At 53.5% G+C, this 24617-nt stretch carries 23 protein-coding genes, 1 other RNA gene and 1 other annotated feature; of the genes, 14 read left to right on the top strand and 10 right to left on the bottom strand.

Annotated elements, in window-relative coordinates:
- Positions 1 to 33: 33 nt before the first annotated feature.
- The 4 genes from ACX1CU_RS18085 (at position 34) to amtB (ending at position 5531) form a co-directional block, all read left to right on the top strand.
- A complete protein-coding gene (locus tag ACX1CU_RS18085; protein WP_459399626.1) occupies positions 34 to 1809 on the top strand; it encodes a SmdA family multidrug ABC transporter permease/ATP-binding protein in 1776 nt (591 codons plus the stop codon).
- Positions 1802 to 3580: a SmdB family multidrug efflux ABC transporter permease/ATP-binding protein gene (locus tag ACX1CU_RS18080; protein ID WP_459399625.1), complete on the top strand. Its 1779-nt coding sequence runs from the start codon at positions 1802 to 1804 to the stop codon at positions 3578 to 3580. The genes ACX1CU_RS18085 and ACX1CU_RS18080 overlap by 8 nt, the downstream gene beginning before the upstream one ends.
- A 289-nt stretch (positions 3581 to 3869) precedes the next feature.
- Positions 3870 to 4208: a P-II family nitrogen regulator gene (gene glnK / locus ACX1CU_RS18075; protein ID WP_002208627.1), complete on the top strand. Its 339-nt coding sequence runs from the start codon at positions 3870 to 3872 to the stop codon at positions 4206 to 4208.
- Positions 4209 to 4244: 36 nt separating this feature from the next.
- On the top strand, positions 4245 to 5531 hold the full coding sequence (gene amtB, locus ACX1CU_RS18070) for an ammonium transporter AmtB (protein WP_459399624.1): 1287 nt from the start codon (positions 4245 to 4247) through the stop codon (positions 5529 to 5531).
- A gap of 74 nt (positions 5532 to 5605) precedes the next feature.
- On the opposite strand, the gene tesB is transcribed toward amtB, so the two are convergent.
- Positions 5606 to 6469 carry an acyl-CoA thioesterase II gene (gene tesB / locus ACX1CU_RS18065; protein ID WP_459399623.1) on the bottom strand — a complete coding sequence of 288 codons (864 nt, stop codon included), beginning with the start codon at positions 6467 to 6469 and terminating at the stop codon, positions 5606 to 5608.
- A 277-nt stretch (positions 6470 to 6746) separates the two neighbouring features.
- On the opposite strand from tesB, the gene ACX1CU_RS18060 reads away from it, so the two are divergent.
- On the top strand, positions 6747 to 7238 hold the full coding sequence (locus tag ACX1CU_RS18060; RefSeq protein ID WP_459399622.1) for a YbaY family lipoprotein: 492 nt from the start codon (positions 6747 to 6749) through the stop codon (positions 7236 to 7238).
- Positions 7239 to 7290: 52 nt separating this feature from the next.
- On the opposite strand, the gene ACX1CU_RS18055 is transcribed toward ACX1CU_RS18060, so the two are convergent.
- Positions 7291 to 7605, bottom strand: coding sequence for an MGMT family protein (locus tag ACX1CU_RS18055; protein WP_459399621.1), 315 nt, complete (start codon positions 7603 to 7605; stop codon positions 7291 to 7293).
- A 156-nt stretch (positions 7606 to 7761) separates the two neighbouring features.
- On the opposite strand from ACX1CU_RS18055, the gene ffs reads away from it, so the two are divergent.
- Positions 7762 to 7858: signal recognition particle sRNA small type (gene ffs, locus ACX1CU_RS18050), an RNA gene on the top strand.
- Positions 7859 to 8430: 572 nt separating this feature from the next.
- Here the strand turns inward: ffs and ACX1CU_RS18045 are convergent.
- From ACX1CU_RS18045 to sdeX, 6 genes are all read right to left on the bottom strand, one after another.
- Complete coding sequence (locus ACX1CU_RS18045; RefSeq protein ID WP_431223464.1) at positions 8431 to 8634, bottom strand: HHA domain-containing protein; 204 nt, start codon at positions 8632 to 8634, stop codon at positions 8431 to 8433.
- Between the two features lie 50 nt (positions 8635 to 8684).
- Positions 8685 to 9053, bottom strand: a complete 369-nt coding sequence (gene tomB / locus ACX1CU_RS18040; RefSeq protein WP_459399620.1) for an Hha toxicity modulator TomB — start codon at positions 9051 to 9053, stop codon at positions 8685 to 8687.
- 754 nt (positions 9054 to 9807) lie between these two features.
- Positions 9808 to 9948: a type B 50S ribosomal protein L36 gene (gene ykgO / locus ACX1CU_RS18035; protein ID WP_459399619.1), complete on the bottom strand. Its 141-nt coding sequence runs from the start codon at positions 9946 to 9948 to the stop codon at positions 9808 to 9810.
- Positions 9949 to 9960: 12 nt separating this feature from the next.
- Positions 9961 to 10218 (bottom strand): type B 50S ribosomal protein L31, encoded by a 258-nt coding sequence (locus ACX1CU_RS18030; RefSeq protein WP_459399618.1) that lies wholly within the window; start codon positions 10216 to 10218, stop codon positions 9961 to 9963.
- A 180-nt stretch (positions 10219 to 10398) separates the two neighbouring features.
- Complete coding sequence (gene acrB / locus ACX1CU_RS18025; RefSeq protein ID WP_459399617.1) at positions 10399 to 13545, bottom strand: multidrug efflux RND transporter permease subunit AcrB; 3147 nt, start codon at positions 13543 to 13545, stop codon at positions 10399 to 10401.
- An 18-nt stretch (positions 13546 to 13563) separates the two neighbouring features.
- On the bottom strand, positions 13564 to 14754 hold the full coding sequence (gene sdeX, locus ACX1CU_RS18020; RefSeq protein WP_459399616.1) for a multidrug efflux RND transporter periplasmic adaptor subunit SdeX: 1191 nt from the start codon (positions 14752 to 14754) through the stop codon (positions 13564 to 13566).
- 142 nt (positions 14755 to 14896) lie between these two features.
- Here sdeX and acrR point away from each other — a divergent pair, with 142 nt between their 5' ends.
- From acrR to mscK, 3 genes are all read left to right on the top strand, one after another.
- Positions 14897 to 15562 (top strand): multidrug efflux transporter transcriptional repressor AcrR, encoded by a 666-nt coding sequence (acrR, locus tag ACX1CU_RS18015; RefSeq protein WP_459399615.1) that lies wholly within the window; start codon positions 14897 to 14899, stop codon positions 15560 to 15562.
- A 10-nt stretch (positions 15563 to 15572) separates the two neighbouring features.
- Positions 15573 to 15926, top strand: coding sequence for a DsrE/DsrF/TusD sulfur relay family protein (locus ACX1CU_RS18010; protein WP_459399614.1), 354 nt, complete (start codon positions 15573 to 15575; stop codon positions 15924 to 15926).
- 156 nt (positions 15927 to 16082) lie between these two features.
- Positions 16083 to 19415: a mechanosensitive channel MscK gene (gene mscK, locus ACX1CU_RS18005; protein WP_459399613.1), complete on the top strand. Its 3333-nt coding sequence runs from the start codon at positions 16083 to 16085 to the stop codon at positions 19413 to 19415.
- Positions 19416 to 19464: 49 nt separating this feature from the next.
- Here mscK and rsmS read toward each other — a convergent pair whose 3' ends face one another.
- A complete protein-coding gene (gene rsmS, locus ACX1CU_RS18000; protein WP_459399612.1) occupies positions 19465 to 19647 on the bottom strand; it encodes a pleiotropic regulatory protein RsmS in 183 nt (60 codons plus the stop codon).
- A gap of 96 nt (positions 19648 to 19743) precedes the next feature.
- Positions 19744 to 20280, bottom strand: a complete 537-nt coding sequence (gene priC, locus ACX1CU_RS17995) for a primosomal replication protein PriC (protein WP_459399611.1) — start codon at positions 20278 to 20280, stop codon at positions 19744 to 19746.
- Positions 20281 to 20406: 126 nt separating this feature from the next.
- Between priC and ACX1CU_RS17990 the strand changes: the two genes are divergently transcribed.
- The 5 genes from ACX1CU_RS17990 to recR all read left to right on the top strand — a co-directional run bounded on the left by ACX1CU_RS17990 (position 20407) and on the right by recR (position 24529).
- The gene (locus tag ACX1CU_RS17990; RefSeq protein ID WP_459402854.1) at positions 20407 to 20787 is read left to right on the top strand and encodes a DUF454 family protein; all 381 of its coding nucleotides are present in this window, start codon (positions 20407 to 20409) and stop codon (positions 20785 to 20787) included.
- Between the two features lie 160 nt (positions 20788 to 20947).
- Positions 20948 to 21499: an adenine phosphoribosyltransferase gene (gene apt, locus ACX1CU_RS17985; RefSeq protein WP_459399610.1), complete on the top strand. Its 552-nt coding sequence runs from the start codon at positions 20948 to 20950 to the stop codon at positions 21497 to 21499.
- Between the two features lie 97 nt (positions 21500 to 21596).
- Positions 21597 to 23552 (top strand): DNA polymerase III subunit gamma/tau, encoded by a 1956-nt coding sequence (dnaX, locus tag ACX1CU_RS17980; RefSeq protein ID WP_459399609.1) that lies wholly within the window; start codon positions 21597 to 21599, stop codon positions 23550 to 23552.
- Positions 22885 to 22949, top strand: a sequence feature (DnaX frameshifting element). It overlaps the preceding gene by 65 nt.
- Positions 23553 to 23594: 42 nt before the next feature.
- Positions 23595 to 23924: a YbaB/EbfC family nucleoid-associated protein gene (locus ACX1CU_RS17975; protein ID WP_037394553.1), complete on the top strand. Its 330-nt coding sequence runs from the start codon at positions 23595 to 23597 to the stop codon at positions 23922 to 23924.
- Positions 23924 to 24529, top strand: a complete 606-nt coding sequence (gene recR / locus ACX1CU_RS17970) for a recombination mediator RecR (protein ID WP_459399608.1) — start codon at positions 23924 to 23926, stop codon at positions 24527 to 24529. Before ACX1CU_RS17975 ends, recR begins: the two co-directional genes overlap by 1 nt.
- The last annotated feature ends 88 nt before the right edge of the window (positions 24530 to 24617 follow it).

Raw genomic sequence — 24617 nt, 5'->3', positions numbered from 1 at the left:
GAAAAAACCGTTACCCTTCTGGAATAAAACTGCGTGAGATTATTTGCTCAAATCGGCTGGTACTTCCGCCGCGAGTGGCGCCGCTACCTTGGCGCGGTGCTACTGCTGATCATTATTGCCATTCTGCAACTGCTGCCACCCAAGCTGGTGGGGATCATTGTGGATGGTGTGACCGGGAAACAGATGTCTACCCGCGTGCTGCTGGCATGGCTGGGGCTGATGGTTGGCACCGCGATCGTGGTTTACCTGCTGCGCTATGTGTGGCGGGTGCTGCTGTTTGGCGCGTCCTATCAGTTAGCGGTGGAACTGCGTGAGAATTTCTATCGCCAGCTCAGCCGCCAGAATCCGGCTTTTTATCTGCGGCACCGTACTGGCGATCTGATGGCGCGGGCCACCAATGATGTGGATCGCGTGGTGTTTGCCGCCGGTGAGGGCGTGCTGACGCTGGTGGATTCGATGGTGATGGGCTTGGTGGTATTGCTGGTGATGAGCACGCAGATCAGTTGGCAACTGACGCTGCTTTCGCTGATCCCGATGCCAATTATGGCCATTGCCATCAAGCACTATGGCGATCAACTGCATGAGCGTTTTAAATCAGCGCAGGCGGCGTTCTCCAGCCTGAACGATCAGGCGCAGGAAAGTATGACCAGCATCCGCATGATCAAAGCCTTTGGCCTGGAGGATCATCAATCCAATCAGTTTGCCGACGTCGCGGCGCAGACCGGTGCAAAAAATATGCACGTAGCGCGCGTTGACGCACGTTTCAATCCCACCATTTATATCGCCATCGGCGCTTCTAACCTACTGGCGATCGGCGGTGGCAGTTGGATGGTGGTCAACGGTTCACTCACTCTCGGCCAACTCACCAGTTTTGTGATGTATCTCGGCCTGATGATCTGGCCGATGCTGGCGTTAGCATGGATGTTCAATATCGTTGAGCGCGGCAGCGCGGCCTATAGCCGCATCCGTAGCCTGCTGGAAGAAGCGCCCGCGGTGAAAGACGGCGAGTTTGAACTGCCTGCCGGGCGTGGCCAACTGGCGGTGGAGGTAAAGGCTTTCCATTATCCGGAAACCAGCCGTCCTGCGCTGCATGATGTGGCGTTGCAGTTGCAGCCGGGGCAAATGCTGGGTCTGTGCGGGCCGACCGGAGCGGGGAAATCGACCCTGTTGTCCTTAATCCAGCGTCAGTTTGATATTGATGATGGGCAAATCAGTTACCACGGCATGCCACTCACCCAGATCAAGCTTGATCAATGGCGTTCACGCCTGTCGGTGGTCAGCCAGACGCCGTTCCTGTTCTCTGACAGCGTGGCCAATAACATTGCTCTCGGTAACCCTGCGGCTACGCAGGAGCAGATCGAGCAGGCTGCGCGCTTGGCCAGCGTGCATGAAGACATTCTGCGTTTGCCGCAGGGGTATGAAACCGAAGTGGGTGAGCGAGGCGTGATGCTGTCCGGTGGCCAGAAACAGCGTATTTCCATTGCGCGAGCGTTGCTGCTGGAGGCGGAGATCCTGATCCTTGACGATGCGCTTTCGGCGGTAGACGGCCGCACAGAGCATCAGATCCTGCATAACCTGCGCAGTTGGGGGCAAAACCGCACGGTGATTATCAGTGCGCACCGCCTTTCTGCCCTGACCGAAGCCAGTGAAATCCTGGTGTTGCAGCAGGGTACGGTGACCCAGCGTGGGCAGCATGCGTTATTGGCGGCACAGCCCGGTTGGTATCGCGATATGTATCGCTACCAGCAACTGGAAGCGGCGCTGGACGAAGCTCCGGAACCCGCTGAGGAGGCGTTGGCTGATGAGTAAAATGCAAAAGATCTGGCCAACGCTGAAGCGGCTGCTGGCCTATGGTTCGCCTTACCGTAAACCGCTGGGGTTGGCGGTGTTGATGCTGTGGATCGCCGCAGCGGCGGAAGTCGCCGGGCCAATCCTGATCGGTTATTTCATTGATAACTATGTTGCCAAAGGGCAACTGCCGCTAATGGTGGTCAGCGGGCTGGCAGTGGCTTATATCTTGCTCGAGCTGCTAGCCGCCACGCTACAGTATTTCCAGGCCCTGTTGTTTAATCGGGCTGCGGTGGGGGTGGTGCAACGTTTGCGGACCGACGTGATGGATGCGGCGCTGCGCCAGCCGCTGAGCGCCTTTGATACCCAGCCGGTCGGGCAGCTTATATCGCGAGTCACCAACGATACCGAGGTGATTAAAGATCTGTATGTGATGGTGGTAGCCACCGTGCTGAAAAGCGCAGCGCTGATCGGTGCGATGCTGGTAGCGATGTTCAGCCTCGACTGGCGCATGGCGCTGGTGGCGATCTGCATTTTCCCGGCGGTGCTGGTGGTGATGTGGATCTATCAATACTACAGCACGCCGATTGTGCGCCGGGTACGCAGCTATCTGGCGGATATTAATGATGGCTTTAATGAAGTGATCAGCGGGATGGGGGTGATCCAGCAATTCCGCCAGCAGATACGTTTTGGTGAACGTATGAGCGTTGCCAGCCGTTCACACTACATCGCACGCATGCAGACGCTGCGTTTGGATGGTTTCCTGCTGCGGCCACTGCTCAGCCTATTTTCGGCGCTGGTTTTGTGTGGGCTGCTGATGCTGTTTGGTTTCAGCGGTGAAGGTGTGATTGGCGTAGGCGTACTGTATGCCTTTATCAACTATCTTGGCCGTTTGAATGAGCCGCTGATCGAACTGACCTCGCAGCAGTCGATTCTGCAGCAGGCTGTAGTGGCCGGTGAGCGCATTTTTGAGTTGATGGATCGCAGTCAGCAGCGTTACGGGGCCGACGAACGCCCATTAGCAAGCGGCCGCATCGAGATTGACGATCTGAGTTTTGCCTATCGCGATGACCAGCAGGTGTTGCAGCATATCTCGCTGAGCGTGCCGTCGCGTGGTTTTGTGGCGTTGGTCGGGCATACCGGCAGCGGCAAGAGCACCTTGGCTAACCTGCTGATGGGCTACTATCCGGTGAACAGCGGCGAAGTGCGGGTTGATGGGCGCCCATTGTCCACGCTTTCGCATCGCACCTTGCGCCAAGGCATTGCCATGGTGCAACAGGATCCGGTGGTGGTCGCCGAGTCGGTGCTGGCGAACGTGACGCTGGGCCGTAACATCAGTGAAGAGGCCGTGTGGCAGGCGCTCGAAGCGGTACAGCTGGCTGATCTGGTACGCTCATTCCCGCAGGGGATCCAGACGCGTTTGGGCGAGCAGGGCAATAATCTTTCCGTCGGCCAGAAACAACTGCTGGCGATGGCGCGCGTGCTGGTGCAGGCGCCACAGATCCTGATTCTGGATGAAGCTACGGCTAATATCGATTCAGGCACTGAACAGGCGATCCAGCGTGCATTGCGGTTGATCCGTGAGCACACCACGCTGGTAGTGATTGCTCATCGTCTTTCAACTATCGTTGAAGCTGACTCGATTCTGGTGTTGCATCGTGGGCATGCGGTGGAGCAGGGGAATCATCAGCAACTGTTGGCGCAGCAGGGCCGCTATTACCAGATGTACCAGTTGCAACTGGCTGGTGAAGAACTGGCTGCTGCCACGCGTGAGGAAACTCAACCGGCATAAGGTCGCCCGCCAGTGTGCACCGCTGGCGGGGTTCCTGATTTCTCGCACCACCAACAGGCATTTTTTCCTTCCTCTCTCCTGCTTACTGCACTTTTTCAACGCGTCATGCACCATAATGGTGCGTAATAAGCCATCGGCTATTCGCGCCACTGCTCATTGTTGACCTGTACACCTTCATTCATCCGCGTAATTAGCAAAACTCTTATACGAAATCATTTATGGCATAGCCTTTGCTAGATAAGACTCGTACCGGGGGTGAGTTTTTGGGCTTAATTCGTGGAGAGGCAATATGAAGCTGGTTACCGTGGTGATTAAACCATTCAAGTTAGAGGACGTGCGTGAAGCCTTATCCTCTGTAGGTATTCAGGGGTTGACCGTAACTGAAGTCAAAGGGTTTGGTCGCCAGAAAGGCCATGCCGAGCTTTACCGCGGAGCCGAATACAGCGTCAACTTCTTACCTAAAGTCAAAATCGATATTGCTATCGCCGACGACCAGTTAGATGAAGTGATTGATGTGATCAGCAAAGCGGCCTACACCGGCAAAATTGGCGATGGCAAAATTTTCGTTGCCGAATTGCAACGTGTTATTCGTATCCGCACTGGCGAGACAGACGAAGCTGCACTGTAATCACGGGCTCAGTAAAGTAAACGGGGATGGTTAATAATGAAAAAACTTTTATCCATGTTGGGCCTGAGTACGGTAACCATGGTTCCTTCTTTGGCTCTGGCCGCTCCGGCGGTGGCAGACAAAGCTGACAACGCTTTCATGATGATTTGCACCGCGTTGGTGTTGTTCATGACCTTGCCTGGCGTCGCTTTGTTTTACGGTGGTTTGTTGCGTGCCAAGAACGTGCTCTCAATGCTGACACAGGTCACCGTGACCTTTGCCTTGGTATGCGTGCTGTGGGTGCTGTATGGCTACAGCTTTGCTTTCAGCGAAGGGAATGCCTTCTTTGGCGGCTTCCAGACGGTGATGCTGAAAGGGATCGGCATTGACAGCGTAACCGGCACGTTTAGCCAGATGATCCACGTAGCGTTCCAGGCTTCCTTCGCCTGTATTACCGTGGCGCTGGTGGTGGGGGGCTTTGCCGAGCGTATTCGCTTTTCCGCCGTAGTGATTTTTGCCGCCATCTGGTTCACCATTTCCTACCTGCCGATTGCGCACATGGTATGGGGCGGTGGTTTACTGGCCAGCGACGGTGCGCTGGACTTTGCCGGTGGCACCGTAGTGCACATCAACGCTGCCAGTGCGGGGTTGGTCGGTGCTTATTTGCTGGGTAAACGTGCCGGTTTTGGCAAAGAAGCGTTTAAACCACACAACCTGCCAATGGTGTTTACCGGTGCCTCTATCCTGTATATCGGCTGGTTTGGCTTCAATGCGGGTTCTGCCAGCGCGGCCAACGGCATTGCCGCCCTGGCGTTCCTGAACACCGTGATAGCGACGGCGGGTGCGATCCTCTCCTGGACCTTCGCCGAGTGGATCCTGCGCGGTAAGCCTTCTCTGTTAGGGGCCTGTTCCGGCTGTATTGCGGGTCTGGTAGCGATTACGCCAGCGGCGGGAACTGTTGGTGTAGGTGGGGCACTGATTATCGGCCTGGTAGGCGGTGTTGCTGGCCTGTGGGGAGTGGTGACACTGAAGAAATGGCTGAAAGTGGACGATACCTGCGATGTGTTTGGGGTCCACGGCGTATGCGGTATCGTGGGTTGCCTGTTGACCGGCGTGTTTACGGCTTCTTCACTCGGTGGTACGGGCTACGCTGCTGGCGTTACCATGGCGCATCAGATGTGGATCCAGTTGATGAGCGTGGTGATTACCCTGGTATGGTCAAGCGTAGCGGCGTTTATTGCCTTCAAAGTGGCGGGGGCGGTGGTTGGGCTGCGTGTGCCGGAAGATCAAGAGCGCGAGGGCCTGGACGTCAACAGCCACGGTGAGAATGCCTACAATCAGTAAACTTGGAAAGAGCAGTAGGCTGAATTATCACTGATAAAAATAGTGGGGCGATGGTGACATCGCCCTTTTTCTTTTTAGGCGTCGCGCTGGCGGATAACGCCTTCTTGCACCGTGGTGGCGACCAGCACCCCTTCACGGGTATAGAACTGACCGCGTACAAATCCACGGGCACCGGAGGCAGAGGGGCTTTCCACCACGTACAGTAACCAGTCGTCCAAGCGGAACGGGCGATGGAACCACATGGAGTGATCGATGGTAGCCACCTGCATGCCGGGTTCAAGGAACCCCACGCCGTGCGGCTGCAACGCCGTTGGCAGGAAGTTGAAGTCTGATGCGTATCCCAGCAAATATTGATGGATCCGCAGGTCATCCGGCATGGTGCCATTGGCACGGAACCACACGTGGCGGTAAGGTTCCTCCACGCTACCTTTCATTGGGTTATGAAATCTTACCGGGCGCATTTCGATCGGCTTTTGGCCAATAAACTTTTCCCGCACCTTTTCCGGCAGCATATGCGACAGCTTTTGGGCGATTTCCGATTCTGACATCAGCCCTTCTGGCGGTGGAACATCTGGCATGGTGTTTTGGTGTTCAAACCCTTGTTCCGGGGTTTGGAAAGAAGCGGTCATGTAGAAGATCGGCTTGCCATGTTGAATGGCGCTGACGCGGCGCGCGCTGAAGCTGTTGCCATCGCGCAGGGTTTCTACTTCATAAATAATCGGCTGACTGCTATCCCCAGGGCGCAGGAAGTAGCTATGGAATGAGTGAACGCTGCGCTCTTCAGGAGCGGTCTGCTTGGCTGCATACAACGCCTGACCAACGACCTGGCCGCCAAATACCTGGCGTAACCCCAAATCTTCGCTCTGGCCGCGGTACAAGCCTTCTTCAATTTTCTCCAAATTCAGCAGGTCGAGGAGGTTTTGTAATGCCTGACTCATAAAGTGGTAACCCTTTTCATCATCATGGTGCGCAGTGTGAGGAATATTACGGCAAAACGTTAATACATTGCATTATCCCTTTCACCTTTCTGTTGGCGTTAATCTGTACGTTATTGGTTTTTTATGGCCGATAACGCGTTGTTAACGTTGACTTAAATTAGCTTGCTAAGTTATTAATGTGCTTATTTTTGTGATTTAATTGGTGTTTTATGCTATATTTGAATGCTGTGGCGGTTAAAGCCACCAACGTGTTGCTGAAAGTAGAGGAGAGCGATCTATGAAACTCTGGCAAATAGTAGGTGGAGTAGCCGTGTTGACGATTACCCTGGCAGGCTGTGCCCACCAGAGTACGGACGTGCCAACACCGGCTAAAAGTACCCCTGCGGTGTCACAAGCGCAGATACAAGGCCCCGCGGTGAAAGGTTCGGTGAATATTCGTCAGCGCATTGCGTTGCCACCGGATGCCGTATTGACGGTCACACTGTCTGATGCATCACTGGCTGATGCGCCGTCAAAAGTCATTGCACAACGGGTGACGCGTACTGAGGGCCAGCAGGCACCGTTCAGTTTTGTGTTGCCGTATAACCCGGCGGACATTCAGCCTAATGCGCGAATCATTCTGAGCGCGGCGATTACGCTGGACGGCCAGTTGACCTTTATCACGGACACCATTCAGGAAGTGATTAATCGCAATGGGACTCGGGCCGATCTGTTGCTGGTTCCCGTGCAGAATGTTCCTCTTCAGGCAACCTCGGCACTCACGCCGTAACATGGGTTCTTGAATCAAATAGCCTTTGTGCCTAGCGGCCAAAGGCTTTTTTTTACCAGCGCCAGCTATAAACCTGTAGATCGATACCGCCCTGTGTGTTGAACGCAATGCCTTCGGCGAGCAAGGCCTGTTTTTGCCTGGTGTGATCCTCACCGCGTAACGAAATCTGGCCATGGCGATTAATGACTCGGTGCCAGGGCAGGGTGCTGCCTTCCGGCAACTTTTTTAGCACCCCTCCTACCTGACGTGCGGCGCGCGATGAACCCGCCAGCCTGGCAACGTCACCGTAAGTGGTCACTTTGCCATAGGGGATGGCGGCAACCACGTGAAATACGCGCTGACGAAATGTGGCGTCTGCTGGTGCCATGTCTCTCTTCCTGCTGCATCAATCCATAAAAGGAAGTGTGCCACAGCCTGGGTGGGTAAGAAAACAGCGGTTGGCCCGGGTTGGCTTGCTATTTGGGTAGCCATCACCGATAATGCCCGTCGCTTCGCAGTTCAATGAAGCAGTCAATGGGGGCCCTGTTGGTTCTCCCGCAACACTAACTTGTGAACTCGGTCAGATCCGGAAGGAAGCAGCCGTAGCAGGTAACGTGTGTGCCGGGATGTAGCTGGCAGGGTCCCCACCAATTTCAGTATCCCCAGAAATCACTGACTAATACCTTCTCTCGTTATTTCATCCGCATAATGAAGTAATAGATGCCGCTAAAGACAATCTATTCGACACTTAATTCTCTTTTAACCGCGATGATTTTTGATCATGAGTGGAGTTGATGGCAATGGGGTGTAGCAGGAGATTACCGAGTTTTCGAACAGAAACATCAGCGGATTAGCGTTGGCAGATAGTCACCCGCAAGAAATTAATGTCACGCTATCAGAGCGGTTTCCCTGAAATTCTGTATGGATGAGTTTGTTTGCAATTAGCCGCCACTATTTTTACCGTAGTGACATGCAATCTATCTAAATGATGAATAATTAACCGCTATTCGTTTAGAGTAACCGTCAGTTAACGGCACTGTGGCGTTAATACGCAGCGCAAAAGAAACCGCCATTCTTAATTGAAAAACATTTTCAGTTATTTCAAAAAGATTGTTTGCGGCATAGTAAAGCCCCTGAGTTTTTAAGATAAATACCTAATCAGGGCAGCAATTGAAGCCGATAGCAATATCGGCCCAACGCGGTGGTGCTTTGATTATCTTACGAATTTCCAAACGGCAACTGGGATCTTATCGTACAGCTTGTTCATAGTCAGCTCGGCCAGACGATGGTCTGCTGCAGAGTAGAACAATTCCAGCTCATCGTTAGAGAGTTCGTACTTATTTTTTTCAATAACTCGCTCAAGAGTGTCAATCGTGGTGCATTTACGCAAACGCATCAGATAGTCAATTTTTGTCATGATAACCTTTAATCTTATTAACCGTAAAATTGTTTGAGGATAATTATCCCCTAAGTTTTCATCGTCGTACAGGTGCCCTCTCCTGAGAACATTCTGAATAATCGCGTCTTGGTTTTTTGCCAGCGGCGCAAATCGGAATCATTAATACCGTAACTGCTGAACAGTGTATAGGTATCGTCGAGATATTCTTCAACTAACTCCGACAAATCACTTTCGTCCATGTATTTAATTCTAAAGCTCATTACAAACGAAGCAATATGTTCAATCAACTCGTTAAGCTGCAGATTGACGGAAGACGTTGGGTCGTTTACCCACCCATGGCTGCTGTCACCCAAAGTGACCATGCCTTCGTCATACAAATTTTCACACAAGAATTTGAGTTGTGCAATATCATGCCTTTTAGGCGAATACTCATCCATATCATCCCCCGTAAGTCTTAATTTCGGTGTTGATAACACTCTGTGAGTACACTGATTTACATCATAGACGGATACAGCTTAACAAGAACTAAATAAACTACCCGTATAATTAATATAAGTCATTTCTTGCCATTTGGCCTGTTACTATTACTCAAACTTACAATTCATTAGCCGTTGATGGGCCAAGTTATCGCTGTCATCAAATACCTGGCTCTTTTTTGTCAGAGTAAATGTACGGGTATCATTAATGTATTCACCAGCGTTGATATCCCGATACGTATTAAAACTGACCTCTCTTGGTGCTAACTTGTTGAATTATAGAGGTTGTCTAAAAATTCAGCTCAAGTATTTCTAATGAGTTTTCAGAGTCATGTACATTCTCTGAATAAGCATACAACCTACTGCTAGCATAAGTATTTACTTAGATTACTTATTATTAATCACTTTTTTTAATTGTTTCACAGAAAGTATGCCTATTCTGTTACAACAGATCAATGTTACATGTACGAAGTATCAGGCTGTTGCACGATTCACCGCTCTATCTTACTCCTTTTTTACCCGTTGGTGGTCAAACTTTTCGTCGAATAAAATTTTTTACCGTTCACTAACGTTTGTGCATATCTTAATAACCAGATTGATCACTGGCGTGACAAACAGAACCGGGGGATGTTTATGGCAACCTATGTTGCGATAGGGGGGATAAGAAAGCCCCGTAGAGCAACCACGGGGCGTTGGTGCTGATAGCACTCAGGCGTTAACGCTTTTTCTTGTGCCCTTGTACTGCTTTGAATCGTGGGTTGGATTTACAGATCACATAGATACGGCCATGGCGGCGTACCACTTTGCAATCCGGATGGCGATGCTTTGCCGAACGCAATGAACTCAGAACCTGCATGATGACTCCCTATTATTTTTTGCTGCCGAGGAAACTGCCAAACCGTTGTTGGAAACGGGCGGTGCTGCCTTCTTTTGAGAACTCTTTCTGCTTGCCGGTATAGTACGGATGCGAAGCAGAGGAGACATCGATCGTGATATACGGCCAGCGTTGGCCATCAAGATCGATAGTACGCTCGGTTTTAATGGTCGAACCCACTTTGAAATAGGTATCGGCGCTGAGATCGTGGAATACCACGGTACGGTAGTTGGGATGAATGCCTGCTTTCATGATGAACCTAATTGTTATGTTATAATATAACAATTACTATAAATTGCACCAAGAGGAGGATCAAGGAGAAAATGTGTTTGCAGGTTATTTAATGAAAGTAGTTTGCCTGAACAACATGACAAACAAAGAAAAAGGCCGCATCAGAGTGCGGCCTTAGTGTTTATAAAGAAAAGAAGAGGATCAGTGATGCTTAACCGGATGGCTGTGTTCCAGATCTTCAGACTTTTTACCGAAGCGGCGGCGAACCACCACGAAGAACACCGGTACAAAGAAGATTGCCAATACGGTTGCGGCAACCATCCCGCCCATCACACCCGTACCTACGGCATTCTGTGCGCCAGAGCCTGCACCGCTACTGATAACCAGCGGCATTACCCCTAGGATGAACGCCAGCGAGGTCATCAGGATAGGGCGCAGACGCATACGTACCGCTTCCAGCGTGCCTTCGACCAGACCTTTGCCCTCTTTTTCCATCAGGTCTTTGGCGAATTCCACAATCAATATGGCGTTCTTCGCCGATAGCCCAATGGTGGTCAACAGGCCTACCTGGAAGTAAACGTCGTTCTCCAGCCCACGCAGGGTTGCAGCAACCAGAGCACCGACTACCCCCAATGGCACCACCAGCATTACCGAGAAGGGTATCGACCAGCTTTCGTACAGTGCAGCCAGACACAAGAACACCACGATCAGTGAGATAGCATACAGTGACGGAGCCTGGTTGCCGGACAGACGTTCCTGATAGGACATACCGGTCCAATCATAACCCACGCCGCTTGGCAGTTTAGCCGCCAGTTCCTCCATCATGTCCATAGCTTCACCGGTACTTTTGCCGGGTGCTGCCTGACCGAGGATCTCCATGGATGGCAGACCGTTATAGCGTTCCAAGCGTGGCGAACCAAACTCCCATTTCGCACTGGCGAAAGCAGAGAAGGGCACCATCTGGCCGGAACTGCCCCGGACATACCAGTTATCAATATCACTCGGCAACATACGGAACGGAGCTTCAGCTTGCAGATAAACTTTCTTCACACGGCCACGATCGATGAAATCGTTGACGTAAGATCCGCCCAGTGCAGAGCTTAAGGTAGTATTGATATCACTCAGGGAAACGCCCAGTGCCAGCGCTTTTTCCTGATCGATTTCCAGTTTGAACTGCGGTGTATCTTCCAGGCCGTTCGGACGCATACCGACCAGTAAGTCAGGATGCTGTGCCGCCATGCCTAGCAGTTGGTTACGGGCTTCGGTCAGCTTTTCGTGCCCCAGGTTACCCTGATCGATCAACTGGAAGTCAAAGCCTGTCGCGGTCCCCAGTTCAACAATCGCTGGCAGGTTAAAGGCGAATACCAGACCATCTTTAATCTGTGAGAACGCCCCCATGGCACGCCCCACGATAGCGGGCACCTTGTTTTGTTCACCGCTGCGTTCAGACCAGTCTTTCAAACTGACGAATGCCAGACCGGTGTTCTGCCCTTGGCCGCTGAAACCGAAGCCGTTAACGGTAAATACCGAGTTAACGTTGTCTTTTTCATTGGTCAGGAAGTAATCGTTCACTTCTTCCAGCACTTTTTGGGTACGTTCCTGAGTCGCACCTGCTGGCATTTGCACCATGGTTAACAGCATGCCCTGATCTTCATCCGGCAAGAACGAGGTAGGCAAGCGCAGGAACAGCAGGCCCATACCAACCACGATCAGCAGGTAGATCACCAGATAACGGCCGGTACTGCGCAGGATATTTGCTACGCTGTCGGTGTAGTGGTGAGTGCTCTTTTCAAACAGGCGGTTAAACCAGCCGAAGAACCCGGTAGTCACACCGTGATCGCCTTTCGCGATCGGTTTCAGCATCGTGGCACACAGCGCAGGCGTCAGAATCAACGCCACCAGCACCGACAGCACCATGGCAGAAACGATGGTAATTGAGAACTGACGATAGATCGCCCCGGTTGAGCCACCGAAGAAGGCCATTGGGACAAATACCGCCGACAGCACCAGTGCGATCCCCACCAATGCGCCTTGGATCTGATCCATGGACTTTCTGGTGGCTTCTTTTGGCGGTAAACCTTCTTCCGCCATCACACGCTCGACGTTTTCTACCACTACGATGGCATCGTCTACCAATAAGCCTATCGCCAACACCATACCGAACATCGTCAGGGTGTTTATCGAGTAGCCAAAGGCAGCCAGGATGGCGAACGTCCCGAGTAAGACCACCGGCACGGCGATCGTTGGGATCAACGTGGCACGGAAGTTCTGCAGGAACAGATACATCACCATGAACACCAGGATGATCGCTTCAATCAGCGTTTTTACCACTTCGTGAATCGAAATTTTTACGAAGGGGGTAGTGTCATACGGATAAACGACTTTCAGGCTGGACGGGAAGAACGGCTCCAGCTTGGTCAGCTCTGCTTTAACGGCGGCGGCCGTATTCAGCGCGTTGGCACCGGTTGCCAGTTTGATACCGATACCGGAAGCCGGTTTACCGTTAAAGCGGGCAATCACGTTGTAGCTTTCACCGCCCAGTTCAACCTTGGCAACATCGCGCAGGAGCACCTGTGAACCGTCAGCATTCACTTTCAGCATGATTTTGCTGAACTCTTCCGGCGAGGTCAGGCGGGTCTGCGCAATGATCGACGCGTTCAACTGCTGGCCTTGAACCGGTGGAGTCCCACCAAGTTGGCCTGCCGCGATCTGGTTGTTCTGCACTTTGATAGCCGCGATAACATCCCCAGGCGTCAACTGGAAGTTGTTCAACTTGTTCGGATCCAGCCAGATACGCATCGCATATTGGGAGCCAAAGAGCTGAACAGTACCGACACCAGAGGTACGGCTGATAGGATCCTTAATGTTGGAGCCTACGTAGTCCGCGATATCTTCCTGCGTCATGCTGCCGTCTTCAGAAATAAAGCCGGCGACCATCAGGAAGCTGCTGCTTGATTTCTCCACGCTCACGCCCTGTTGCTGCACTTCCTGCGGCAACAGTGGCATGGCCAGTTGCAGTTTGTTCTGCACCTGTACCTGAGCGATATCCGGATCGGTACCCGAGTTGAACGTCAGCGTGATCTGAACGTTGCCAGACGAATCACTGCTGGAGGACATATACAACAGGCCATCGATACCGTTCATGTTCTGTTCGATAACCTGCGTTACGGTATCCTGCACCGTTTTGGCGTCAGCACCTGGATAGTTGGCGGAGATAGTCACCGCCGGTGGCGCAATGGTCGGATATTGCGCGATAGGCAGCTTCATTATCGACAAGATGCCTGCCAACATAATAATGATGGCAATGACCCATGCGAAAATGGGGCGATCTATAAAGAACTTAGCCATGTATTACCGGCTCCTTTTTTATGACTTCTTCGCGGATTCAGGCTGAGTCTGAGCGGCGGCCTGGCTGTCAGCTTCTTGCGCTTTCACCTGGGCACCTGGTCTGATCTTCTGCAAGCCAGTGACAATCACACGATCGCCAGCTTTCAGGCCCGCAGTCACCAGCCATTTATCGCCAATGGCCTGCGCGGCAGTCAGCGTACGCAATTCCACTTTATCGTCAGCGCCAACAACCAAGGCCGTTGCTTCGCCACGCGGGTTGCGTGTTATACCCTGTTGTGGAACCAGCAACGCTTCATTGCGAACGCCTTCATCCAGACGGGCACGTACGAACATACCGGGCAGCAGGGCATCATTTGGATTAGGGAAGATTGCGCGGATGGTGATGGAACCGGTGGTTTGATCAACGGTAACGTCCGAGAACTCCAACGTCCCTTCATGCGCATATTCCTGCCCGTTTTCCAGCAGCAGTTTCACCTTGGCTTTACCGTTTTCCTGTTGCAGGGTACCGTCGGCCAGTTCCTGTTTCAGACGTAGAAAGTCATTGCTGGACTGGGTGACATCCACATACATCGGATCAAGCTGCTGTACGGTGGTCATGGCAGTCACTTGCCCGGTGGAAACCAGCGCGCCTTCGGTTACGGTAGAGATGCCAGCCCGGCCGGAGATCGGCGAAGTGACCTTGGTGTAAGCCAGATTGATGCGTGCGGCCTCTACTGCGGCTTTGGCTGCCACCACGGCGGCGTTTGCTTGCAGCTGAGTTGAAACGGCAGTGTCGTAATCCTGCTTACTGACGTAGTTGGTACCCAGTAAAGGTTTGTAGCGCGTCACCGTCAGACGGGCGATTTCCGCAGCGGCCTGGGCCTTGGCCAGTTCACCTTTCGCACTGTCATAAGACGCCTGATAGGTTGCCGGATCGATTTGATAAAGTGAAACACCGGCCTTGATATCGCTGCCTTCGGTGAAGTTACGCTTCAGGATAATGCCGCTAACCTGAGGGCGAACTTCGGCGATGCGGTATGCTGCGGTGCGGCCAGGAAGATCGGTAGTGATGTTGAGAGGTTCAGCCTTCAATGTCACGACACCCACTGTAGGAGCGGGGTGTTGGGCACCTTGTTGCTGGGTTTCTTTATCGTTACATCCTGTAAGCACTAAGCTGCCTGAAAGCATCAGAACTGCCGCCAGAGGCGTTAACCCTCTGTTTTTGTTCATAGAAAAACCTCAAGTGTCCGATTTCAAAATGATCAATGGATCACAAGCTTTAAAACCCATTGCTGCGTTAATTTTATGTGCGTGCTATGGTACATACATTCGCGAATGTATGTAAATCACACTTCCCCTAAAAAGCAACGTCATGGCACGAAAAACCAAACAGCAGGCGCTAGAAACACGACAACAGATTCTCGACGCTGCAGTGAGAGAATTCTCTGAACGTGGCGTTTCAGCAACGTCACTGACAGATATTGCTACCGCGGCGGGGGTCACGCGTGGTGCAATTTACTGGCACTTCAAAAATAAGGTAGACCTGTTCAGCGAGGTCTGGGAATTGTCAGAGTCGAAAATAGGCGACCTGGAGATAGAGTATCAGACAAAGTTTCCGGATAATCCACTGCGTATTTTAAGAGAGATCCTGATTTACATTCTGACAGCTACGGTGGATGACAGCCGTCGCCGTGCCCTGATGGAGATTGTGTTTCATAAGTGCGAGTTCGTGGGTGAAATGATGCCGTTGCATGACGCACGCAAAATACTTTATCTGGAAGGTTACGATCGTATCGAATGCGTATTGCGCAATAGCATGGATCATGGCCAGCTACCCGCCGATTTACATACCCGCCGTGCCGCTATCATACTACATGCCTATGTCACGGGCCTGATGGAAAACTGGCTGTTTATGCCGGAAAGCTTTGATCTGAAAGCCGAAGCGAGTGTATTAGTAGATACCTTCATCGATATGGTGCAACTCAGCCCGACCCTGCGCGTACAACCGCCAGAGCTGACAGAGCGCCAACCTTTATAAGGAGAGCTTTATGTCATCCGTTTTATTGATCGCCAATGGTGCGGCTTACGGCCACGAGTCATTGTTCAATGCGTTGCGCTTGGCCATTACCCTGAAAGAGCAGCAGCCCGATCTTGATCTCAAGCTGTTTCTGATGTCCGACGCCGTGGTTGCCGGTATTGCCGGGCAGCAGCCGCGTGAAGGTTACCATTTGCAGCAGATGCTGGAGATCCTGACGGCGCAGCAGGTCACGGTAAAACTGTGTAAAACCTGTGCCGACGCGCGCGGTGTCAGCCAACTGAAACTGGCCGATGGCGTCGAGATCGGTACGCTGGTTGAGCTGGCGCAATGGACGTTGGCAGCCGAAAAGGTGCTGACCTTCTAAACCTTAACGGTACATCACCAGCAACGTTTTTCTTATTCATTGCCCGCCTGCGATCGTGCTAGTCTGGTTTTTCCATTGCCAAACCGATGTTAAATCATGAGTCGCAGGTTCATCACAGCATCTTCTCAGACTGTTTCTCTGTTGCGCGGAGCAGATATGACCCGCACTATCGCCCTATTTCTGCTGTTGTTTGCCATGGTCTTTCTGCCAGCCATCGCTGATGCGGCGCAGAATGGTGATATCCCTTCCCGCAGTGACATTCAAAGCCAGCTTGATTCGCTAAACAAACAGAAAACCCTGACGCCAGCGGAGAAGCTGTCTCAACAAGATTTAACCCAAACCGTGGAGCTGCTCGATGCCATTGACCGTACCCGGCAAGAAGCTAATGACCTCAAGCAACAGCTTCAGCAGGCTCCGGTAAAATTACAGCAGATCACCAAGGCGCTAGAGGTGCTGAAAAACCCGGCCAATGAGGCTCTGACCCGCGCCGAGTTGCAGCCGCTTTCCCTGCGGCAGTTGGAAAGCCGTCTGTATCAGACGCTGGACGATCTGCAGAACACCCAGGAAAGCCTTTCCACTTACAACAGCCAGCTTATTTCGTTGCAGACTCAGCCTGAACGGGTACAAAGCACCATGTACACCGCCTCGCAGCGCCTGCAAGAGATCCGTAATCTGCTTAACGATCGCTCGCCAGGGCAGGCGGCGTTGCGCAGCACTCAACAGGTGATGCTCAATACCGAGCAGGTATTGCTCAACGCTGAGATAGAGTTGCAGCGTAGAAGCCTGGAGGCCAATACCACGTTGCAGGATCTGCTGCAGAAGCAGCGTGATTACACCACCATGAACATCGACGCGCTCGATCACCGGGTGCAGGTACTACAGGATGTGGTGAATAACAAACGCCTGACGCTGTCAGAAAAAACGGCGAAGGAGGCGCAGAACCCAGAAGATACTACCGACATTCAGCACGATCGCCTGGTGAGCAAAGAGCTGGACGTCAACCGCCAGATCAGCCAACGGCTGATTGCCGCCACGGAACAGAGCAACACCCTGTTCCAGCAGAATATCCAGGTTAAAAACTGGCTCGATCGTGGTTTGCAGTCGGAACGTAATCTGAAAGAGCAGATTCAGGTGCTGAAAGGCAGTTTGGTGCTGTCACGCATCCTTTATCAGCAGCAGCAGAATCTGCCGCCAAGGACGCTGGCATCGGACATGAGTACCCAGATCGCCGATCTGCGCTTGGAGCAGTTTGAAGTCAATCAGCAGCGCGATGAGCTCTTTAAGGGCGATGATTTCATCAACAAACTGGTGGCTGCCAGCAAAGAGAAGGCCAGCGGCGATGTGATTGATGCGCTGAATGAAATTATCGATATGCGCCGCGAATTGCTCGATCAACTGAATAAACAGCTCAACAATCAGCTGTCGCTGGCGATTAATCTGCAGATCAACCAGCAGCAACTGACCAGCGTTTACACCTCAGTGCAGGATACGCTGACCCAGCAGATTTTTTGGGTTAACAGCAACCGGCCCATCGATCTTACCTGGCTGAAGGCGATGCCTGGGGCAATTAAAGAACAGCTTGCCGCGCTGAATTTCAAGTTTGAACCTGGCCAGATGCTGATGGGCGGATTACAGGCGCTGGTTTTCCTGATCCCGCTGCTGATCGTCATCGGGCTGCTGCGTTGGCGCTATCGCCTGATCGATAGCCATTTACAGAAACTGGCCAACGATGTCGGCCAGTTAAAGCGCGATACTCAGTTGCATACGCCGAAAGCCATCCTGCTGACGCTGCTGAAGGTGTTACCGGGTTCGCTGTTGCTGCTGGGGGCCGGGTTCTGGTTCTATCGGGCAGAATTCACGGTCAGTGATTTTATCTGGGCGCTGTCGCAACAGTTGGCGCTATTCTGGCTGGTATTTGGCTTTACCTTCCGCATGTTGGCGCCTGGCGGTATTTCAGAGCGCCACTTTAATACCCCAGCCGATCACTGTGCTCATTATCGCCGCCAGACGCTCAGGTTAGGCCTGGCCTTACTGCCGCTGATCTTCTGGTCGGTTCTTGGGGAGAAGGCACCGCTGCGGCTGGTGGAGGATGTGATTGGTCAGGTGGTGGTGATCCTGACGTTGGCGCTGTTGTCGGTGCTGGTATTTCCGCTGTGCCGCGACAGTTGGCGTGAGAAAGGTTCCCATGCGGTGAGGTTGGTGATCGTCACGGCGATTGCCGCGATGCCCATGATCTTGTTGGGGCTGGTATTTGTGGGTTATTTCTACACCGCGCTGCGCTTGGCGGGGCGCTGGATTGACAGCATGTATCTATTCTTCCTGTGGAATATTGTTTATCAGGCCGCCATTCGTGGCCTGAGCGTGGCGGCTCGCCGTCTGGCCTATCGCCGTGCTTTGGCGCGGCGTCAAAATCTGGCAAAAGAGAAAGAAGGTGCTGAAGGCAGTGAGGCGGTGGAGGAACCCCCATTGGCGCTGGATCAAATCAACCAGCAGTCGCTGCGTTTGACCACCATGGTGCTGTTCCTGGTGTTTGCCACCGCGTTCTACGCGATTTGGTCGGATCTGGTAACGGTATTCTCTTATCTCGACAGCATTTCCCTGTGGCATTACGCCAGCACGGTCGCGGGCACCAGTGTGCCGCAGGCGGTTACTTTGGGGAATCTGATGGTGGCGATCGTGGCGGTGATTGTCACCTACGTCATGACGCGCAACCTGCCGGGGCTGCTCGAAGTGCTGGTGCTCTCGCGTCTGCAACTGCGGCAGGGGGCCTCTTATGCGATCACCACCATCCTGACTTATCTGATCACCACCGTGGGGACGATCACCGTGCTGAGTTCGCTGGGTGTTTCCTGGGATAAACTGCAGTGGCTGGTGGCGGCGTTGTCTGTGGGGTTGGGGTTCGGATTGCAGGAGATCTTTGCCAACTTCGTTTCCGGCCTGATTATTCTGTTTGAACGCCCGGTGCGTATTGGCGATACCATTACTATCGGCACCTTTTCGGGCTCGGTCAGTAAAATCCGCATTCGCGCCACGACCATCACCGATTTTGACCGTAAAGAGGTGATTATTCCCAACAAGGCGTTTGTGACCGAACGGCTGATTAACTGGTCACTGTCTGACACCATTACCCGCGTGTTGATTAAGGTCGGTGTGGCTTACGGTTCCGATCTGGATAAGGTGAAAGCGGTGCTGTTGCAAGCGGCGCGCGAAAACCCGCGCGTCATGACCGATCCTGAACCGCAGGTGTTCTTCCTTAACTTTGGTGCCAGCACGCTGGATCACGAACTGCGTCTCTACGTGCGCGAGTTGCGTGACCGCAGCTATACCGTGGATGAACTGAACCGCTCAATTGAGCGCTTGTGCCGTGAGAACGATATCAATATCGCCTTCAACCAACTGGAAGTGTATTTACATAATCAGCAGGGGAATGAGGTGCAGGAAGTGAAGCGGGCGCAAGCTCAGAATAATGGCGGCCAACCAGCGGTTTAATTTAGCGGGCCGACAAGGCGGTGCTGTGCAAGTGAAAGTTTGCCCACCGTCATTGTTGGCCAGTCGGCTGATAGAGCGACGTTATACCCGCACGCTGTACTTTTTCCTGATAATCCTTTTTGACAATGTCCAATGCAGCCAGCGCCGTTGCCGGATCGATTTCGTTACACTCCAGCAGGTAAATCAGATCTACTGCCAGTTGTAATTCTGGAGAAGCATTATCTATAGACATAGGTCCAACGTGTGAGTAAGTGATATTTCATTTCGGTTTAGTATAGTGAACATCGCTAAGGGGAGGGAATAATCATTCAAATAATGTGATAACTATTCAAAAACCGTTTTCTTTTCGTTCAATATTGCGCTCAATACGCGCTAATGCTTGCCGACAACGCACTAATCGGCCTTCGATCGCCGCCAGTTCCTGCTGTAGCTTTTTCTGCGCTGCAAAGGTGGTTTGCTGCCCTAACAGGTTTTCCCGATCCTCAATCATCGAGATCAAACGGCGTTCATAATCCTGATGTTCGGCCAGCTTGTGGTACAAATCGACGGCTACCACCTCTTTGGGCTGATTTTTGCGCCTCAACACCTGGGTGGCCATTTCACGCTGCAACGCGGTGAGCTGTGCGACCAGTTTTTCCGCCAGAAAGGCGACGTGAGCGGTGCGGTTATCCTTTACCGCAGTCTGTAACTGGGCAAAGTTCTTTTTTACTTCAGCCAGATAGTCACGTAAACGCGTACCGTGGTTGGAAAACAGCGCTACGTCAAAACGTGCCTGGGGGATCGGTACATCGCCACGGGGCTGCACTTCGCTGGCTAATGCGGCGATCTGCTGCTCAAGGGCTTGTAGTAAGCGCTGCGTACTCACGGGATGTCCTTTGGGAAAACGGTTTGTTGCTAAGCTTGCCCGTGAACGGCATCTGAAACAAGCCGCATGTGGATAAACCTGCCACCGGTGATACAGTAAGCGGCCATCATGATGATAAGGACAGGCATGACGCGTTGGTTATTAATGTTATTGGGTTGGCTGGCGGTGCTGCTGGCAACGCTGGGCGTTGTGCTACCGTTGTTGCCGACCACGCCGTTCCTGCTCTTGGCTGCGTGGTGTTTTGCCCGCTCATCGCCGCGTTTTCATCACTGGTTGTTGTATCGATCATGGTTTGGTGGCTATCTGCGTCACTGGCAGCAACACCGTGCATTACCGCCGGGGGCTAAATGGAAGGCGGTGCTGCTGATTGTGCTGACGTTCGCCGTTTCACTGTGGCTGGTGAAACTCTGGTGGGTCAGGGGCGTTCTGTTGGTGATGCTGGTCGCCTTGCTGACCTTTATGCTGCGGCTGCCGGTTATTGATCGGGAGCAACAAAAAACGCGCTGATTGTGCTGCGTCGGTTGCATTTATCGCGCATTTTGCATAGATTTGGGCGTTTTCGTGCGCAGGCTTCTCCCCTCTGATTATTCTTGCCCAAGGCATTATCCATGCCGGGGTTTGAGGGGCCTGTGTGGAAGTTATCAGGTAGTTTTATCAGGCAATAACTATGACCGCGACTGCACAGCAGCTTCAGTTTATTAAAGACAGTATCAAAACCATCCCTGACTATCCGAAGCCGGGCATTCTGTTTCGTGATGTGACCAGCCTGTTGGAAAACCCGCTGGCTTACGCTGCCAGCATCGAACTGCTGGTTGAGCGTTACCGCGAGGCGGGCTTTACCAAGGTGGTGGGTACTGAGGCGCGTGGTTTCCTGTTTGGTGCTCCGGTGGCGCTGGCGTTGGGCATTGGTTTTGTGCCGGTTCGCAAACCGGGCAAATTGCCGCGTGCGACCCTCAGCGAAAGCTATGAGCTGGAATACGGCACCGACCGGTTGGAGATCCATACCGATGCCATTACCGCAGGCGATAAAGTGCTGGTGGTGGACGATCTGTTGGCGACAGGCGGCACCATCGAAGCCACCGCAACGCTGATCCGTCGCTTGGGTGGTGAAGTGAAAGACGCGGCGTTTATTATCAACCTGCCGGAACTCGGTGGTGAAACCCGCCTGAATGGCCTCGGCATTGATTGCTACTGCCTGGTCAACTTTGCAGGACACTGATCGGCAGCAGCGGATCGGCATTACCATAACGGCCTCGCGGAACGCCGCGGGGCTGTGTTAGCATGGCCCTCCAGACCACTCGACTTCTCCGGTATCAATGAGCTATCAGGTTCTAGCCCGTAAGTGGCGCCCTCAAACGTTTGCAGATGTTGTCGGACAGGAACATGTCCTGACGGCGCTGGCTAATGGCCTCTCTTTGGGGCGCATCCATCACGCCTATCTGTTCTCGGGCACGCGTGGCGTGGGCAAAACCTCCATCGCCCGCCTGTTGGCCAAAGGCCTGAACTGTGAAACCGGCATCACCGCCACCCCTTGTGGCCAATGTGATAACTGCCGCGAGATTGAACAGGGGCGCTTTGTCGATCTGATCGAGATCGATGCGGCATCCCGAACCAAGGTGGAAGATACCCGCGATCTGCTGGATAACGTGCAATATGCCCCGGCGCGTGGCCGTTTCAAGGTTTACCTGATCGATGAAGTGCACATGCTCTCGCGTCACAGCTTCAATGCGCTGTTGAAAACGCTGGAAGAGCCGCCTTCGCACGTCAAATTCCTGCTGGCGACCACCGATCCGCAGAAACTGCCGGTGACTATTCTTTCGCGTTGCCTGCAATTTCACCTGAAGGCGATGGACGTTGAGCAGATCCGTACTCAACTGGAAACCATCCTGCTGGCGGAGCACGTCACCAGCGACGCCCGAGCGCTGCAACTGCTGGCGCGCGCTGCCGATGGCAGTATGCGTGATGCGCTCAGCCTGACCGATCAGGCGATTGCCATGGGGCAAGGGCAGGTGACTACCGTTACCGTCAGCCAGATGCTTGGCACGTTGGACGATGAGCAACCGCTGGCGATTCTTGAAGCTTTGGTCAGCGCCGATGGTGAAAAAGTGATGGCGCAGGTGGCTCAGGCGGCTTCACGCGGCGTCGATTGGGAAACCCTGCTGGTGGAAACGCTGGCCTTGCTGCACCGCATTGCGATGATTCAGTTGCTGCCTACCGCGCTGGATAACCACTATGCCGCCATTGAACAGCGTTTGCGTGAATTAGCGCGCACTCTGCCACCGGCAGACCTCCAGCTTTATTACCAGGTCCTGCTGGTCGGGCGTAAAGAGCTGGCCTTCGCGCCGGATCGCCGTATGGGCGTTGAGATGACCCTGCTGCGTGCGCTGGCATTTCACCCGAAAGCCGTGATCCCTGAGCCGGTCGCCATGGTGCAACAGGCTCCCATGGTGCAACCGCAAAGCCAGATAGCACCTGCACCGCCGCCACAGTTTCAGGACGCGCCACCACCCTTAGGGCAGGCGGCAGCGCCACAGAATAATCAACCAACGAGTTTACCCGATGCCACCGCGCAGCTGCTGAAAGCGCGAACCCAGTTGCTGCGGCAACAGGGGGCATCCACACCAAAAAAGAATGAGCCGGCTGCGCCTGGAACAGCGCGGTCGGCAAACTCAGCACTGGAGCGGTTAGCTTCCGTGACTGAGCGCAGCCAGAAGCGTCAGGCGGAAAAGGCGGTGGAGGAAAAACCTGCCAAGCCGGAAGCCTATCGCTGGCGTGCGCAGATGGAACCGGAAGCCGCCCCTGAACCATTGGCTACCCCAAAAGCACTACGCACGGCGCTTGAGCATGAAAAAACGCCCGAGCTGTCAGCTAAACTGGTGGTTGAGGCGATTGCGCGTGATGCCTGGGCGGCGGAAGTTGATCGGTTGCAAATACCGAAACTGGTCCAGCAACTGGCGTTGAACGCCTTTAAAGAAGCGTTGGAACCAGGCAGAATTTGTCTCCACCTGCGGTCTTCGCAGCGTCATCTGAATTCGCCTTCGGCGCAGAAGACGCTGGCTGATGCGCTCGGCGAGCTGTATGGCAGCCCGGTTGAACTCATCGTGGTGGAAGACGATAATCCGGCGGAGCGGACTCCGCTGGAGTGGCGGCAAGCCATTTATGAAGAAAAACTGGCGCAGGCTCGCCAGTCCATTATTGCGGATACCCATATTCAGACGCTGCGCCGATTTTTCGACGCGGATCTGGATGAAGACAGTATCCGCCCTATTTAACGCGGCGCACCGTGCGCGGCCAATGCTATGTGAGAGACGACTATGTTTGGTAAAGGCGGTCTGGGTAACCTGATGAAGCAAGCCCAGCAAATGCAAGAAAAAATGCAGCAGATGCAGGAAGAAGTCGCCAAATTGGAAGTGACGGGCGAATCCGGCGCAGGCCTGGTGAAAGTGACCATCAACGGCGCACACAACTGCCGCCGCGTGGAAATCGATCAAAGCCTGATGGAAGACGATAAAGAGATGCTGGAAGATCTGATCGCTGCGGCGTTCAACGACGCGGCGCGCCGCATCGAAGAAACCCAGAAAGAGAAGATGGCGTCCGTTTCCAACGGTATGCAGTTGCCACCTGGCTTTAAGATGCCGTTCTGATGCAAACCAGCCCGCTGCTTGAATCATTGATGGAGGCATTGCGCTGCCTGCCGGGCGTTGGTCCGAAGTCGGCGCAGCGCATGGCGTTTCAGCTGTTGCAGCGCGATCGCAGCGGCGGTATGCGCCTGGCGCAGGCGTTGACCCGTGCGATGTCGGAGATTGGCCACTGTGCCGATTGCCGCACCTTTACCGAGCAGGACACCTGCACCATCTGCAACAATCCACGTCGGCAGCAAAACGGCCAGATCTGCGTGGTGGAAAGCCCAGCGGATATTCATGCCATTGAGCAGACCGGGCAGTTCGCCGGGCGCTACTTTGTGCTGATGGGCCATCTGTCGCCGATGGACGGGATCGGGCCTGGCGATATCGGCCTGGATCGGCTGGAGCAACGGCTGGAAAAGGAAACCATTACCGAAGTGATCCTCGCCACCAACCCGACGGTGGAAGGGGATGCCACGGCGAACTACATCGCTGAAATGTGCGGCCAGTATGGCATTCTGGCCAGCCGCATTGCTCACGGCGTGCCGGTGGGCGGTGAGCTGGAGATGGTTGATGGCACCACGCTGTCGCATTCCCTGGCCGGTCGCCACGCGATCAAGTTCTGATGTTTTTCTGCGGGGCAGGCCGCTGCCCCGTCATCGTTTCGCAAAAATTCCCCCGCCAGTCGCTTGAAAAACCTCAGGGTTGACCCCA

Source organism: Serratia sp. D1N4 (assembly GCF_054552755.1).
The sequence above is the reverse complement of the archived record's forward strand: the minus strand, read 5'-3'. Positions and strand labels throughout refer to the sequence as shown.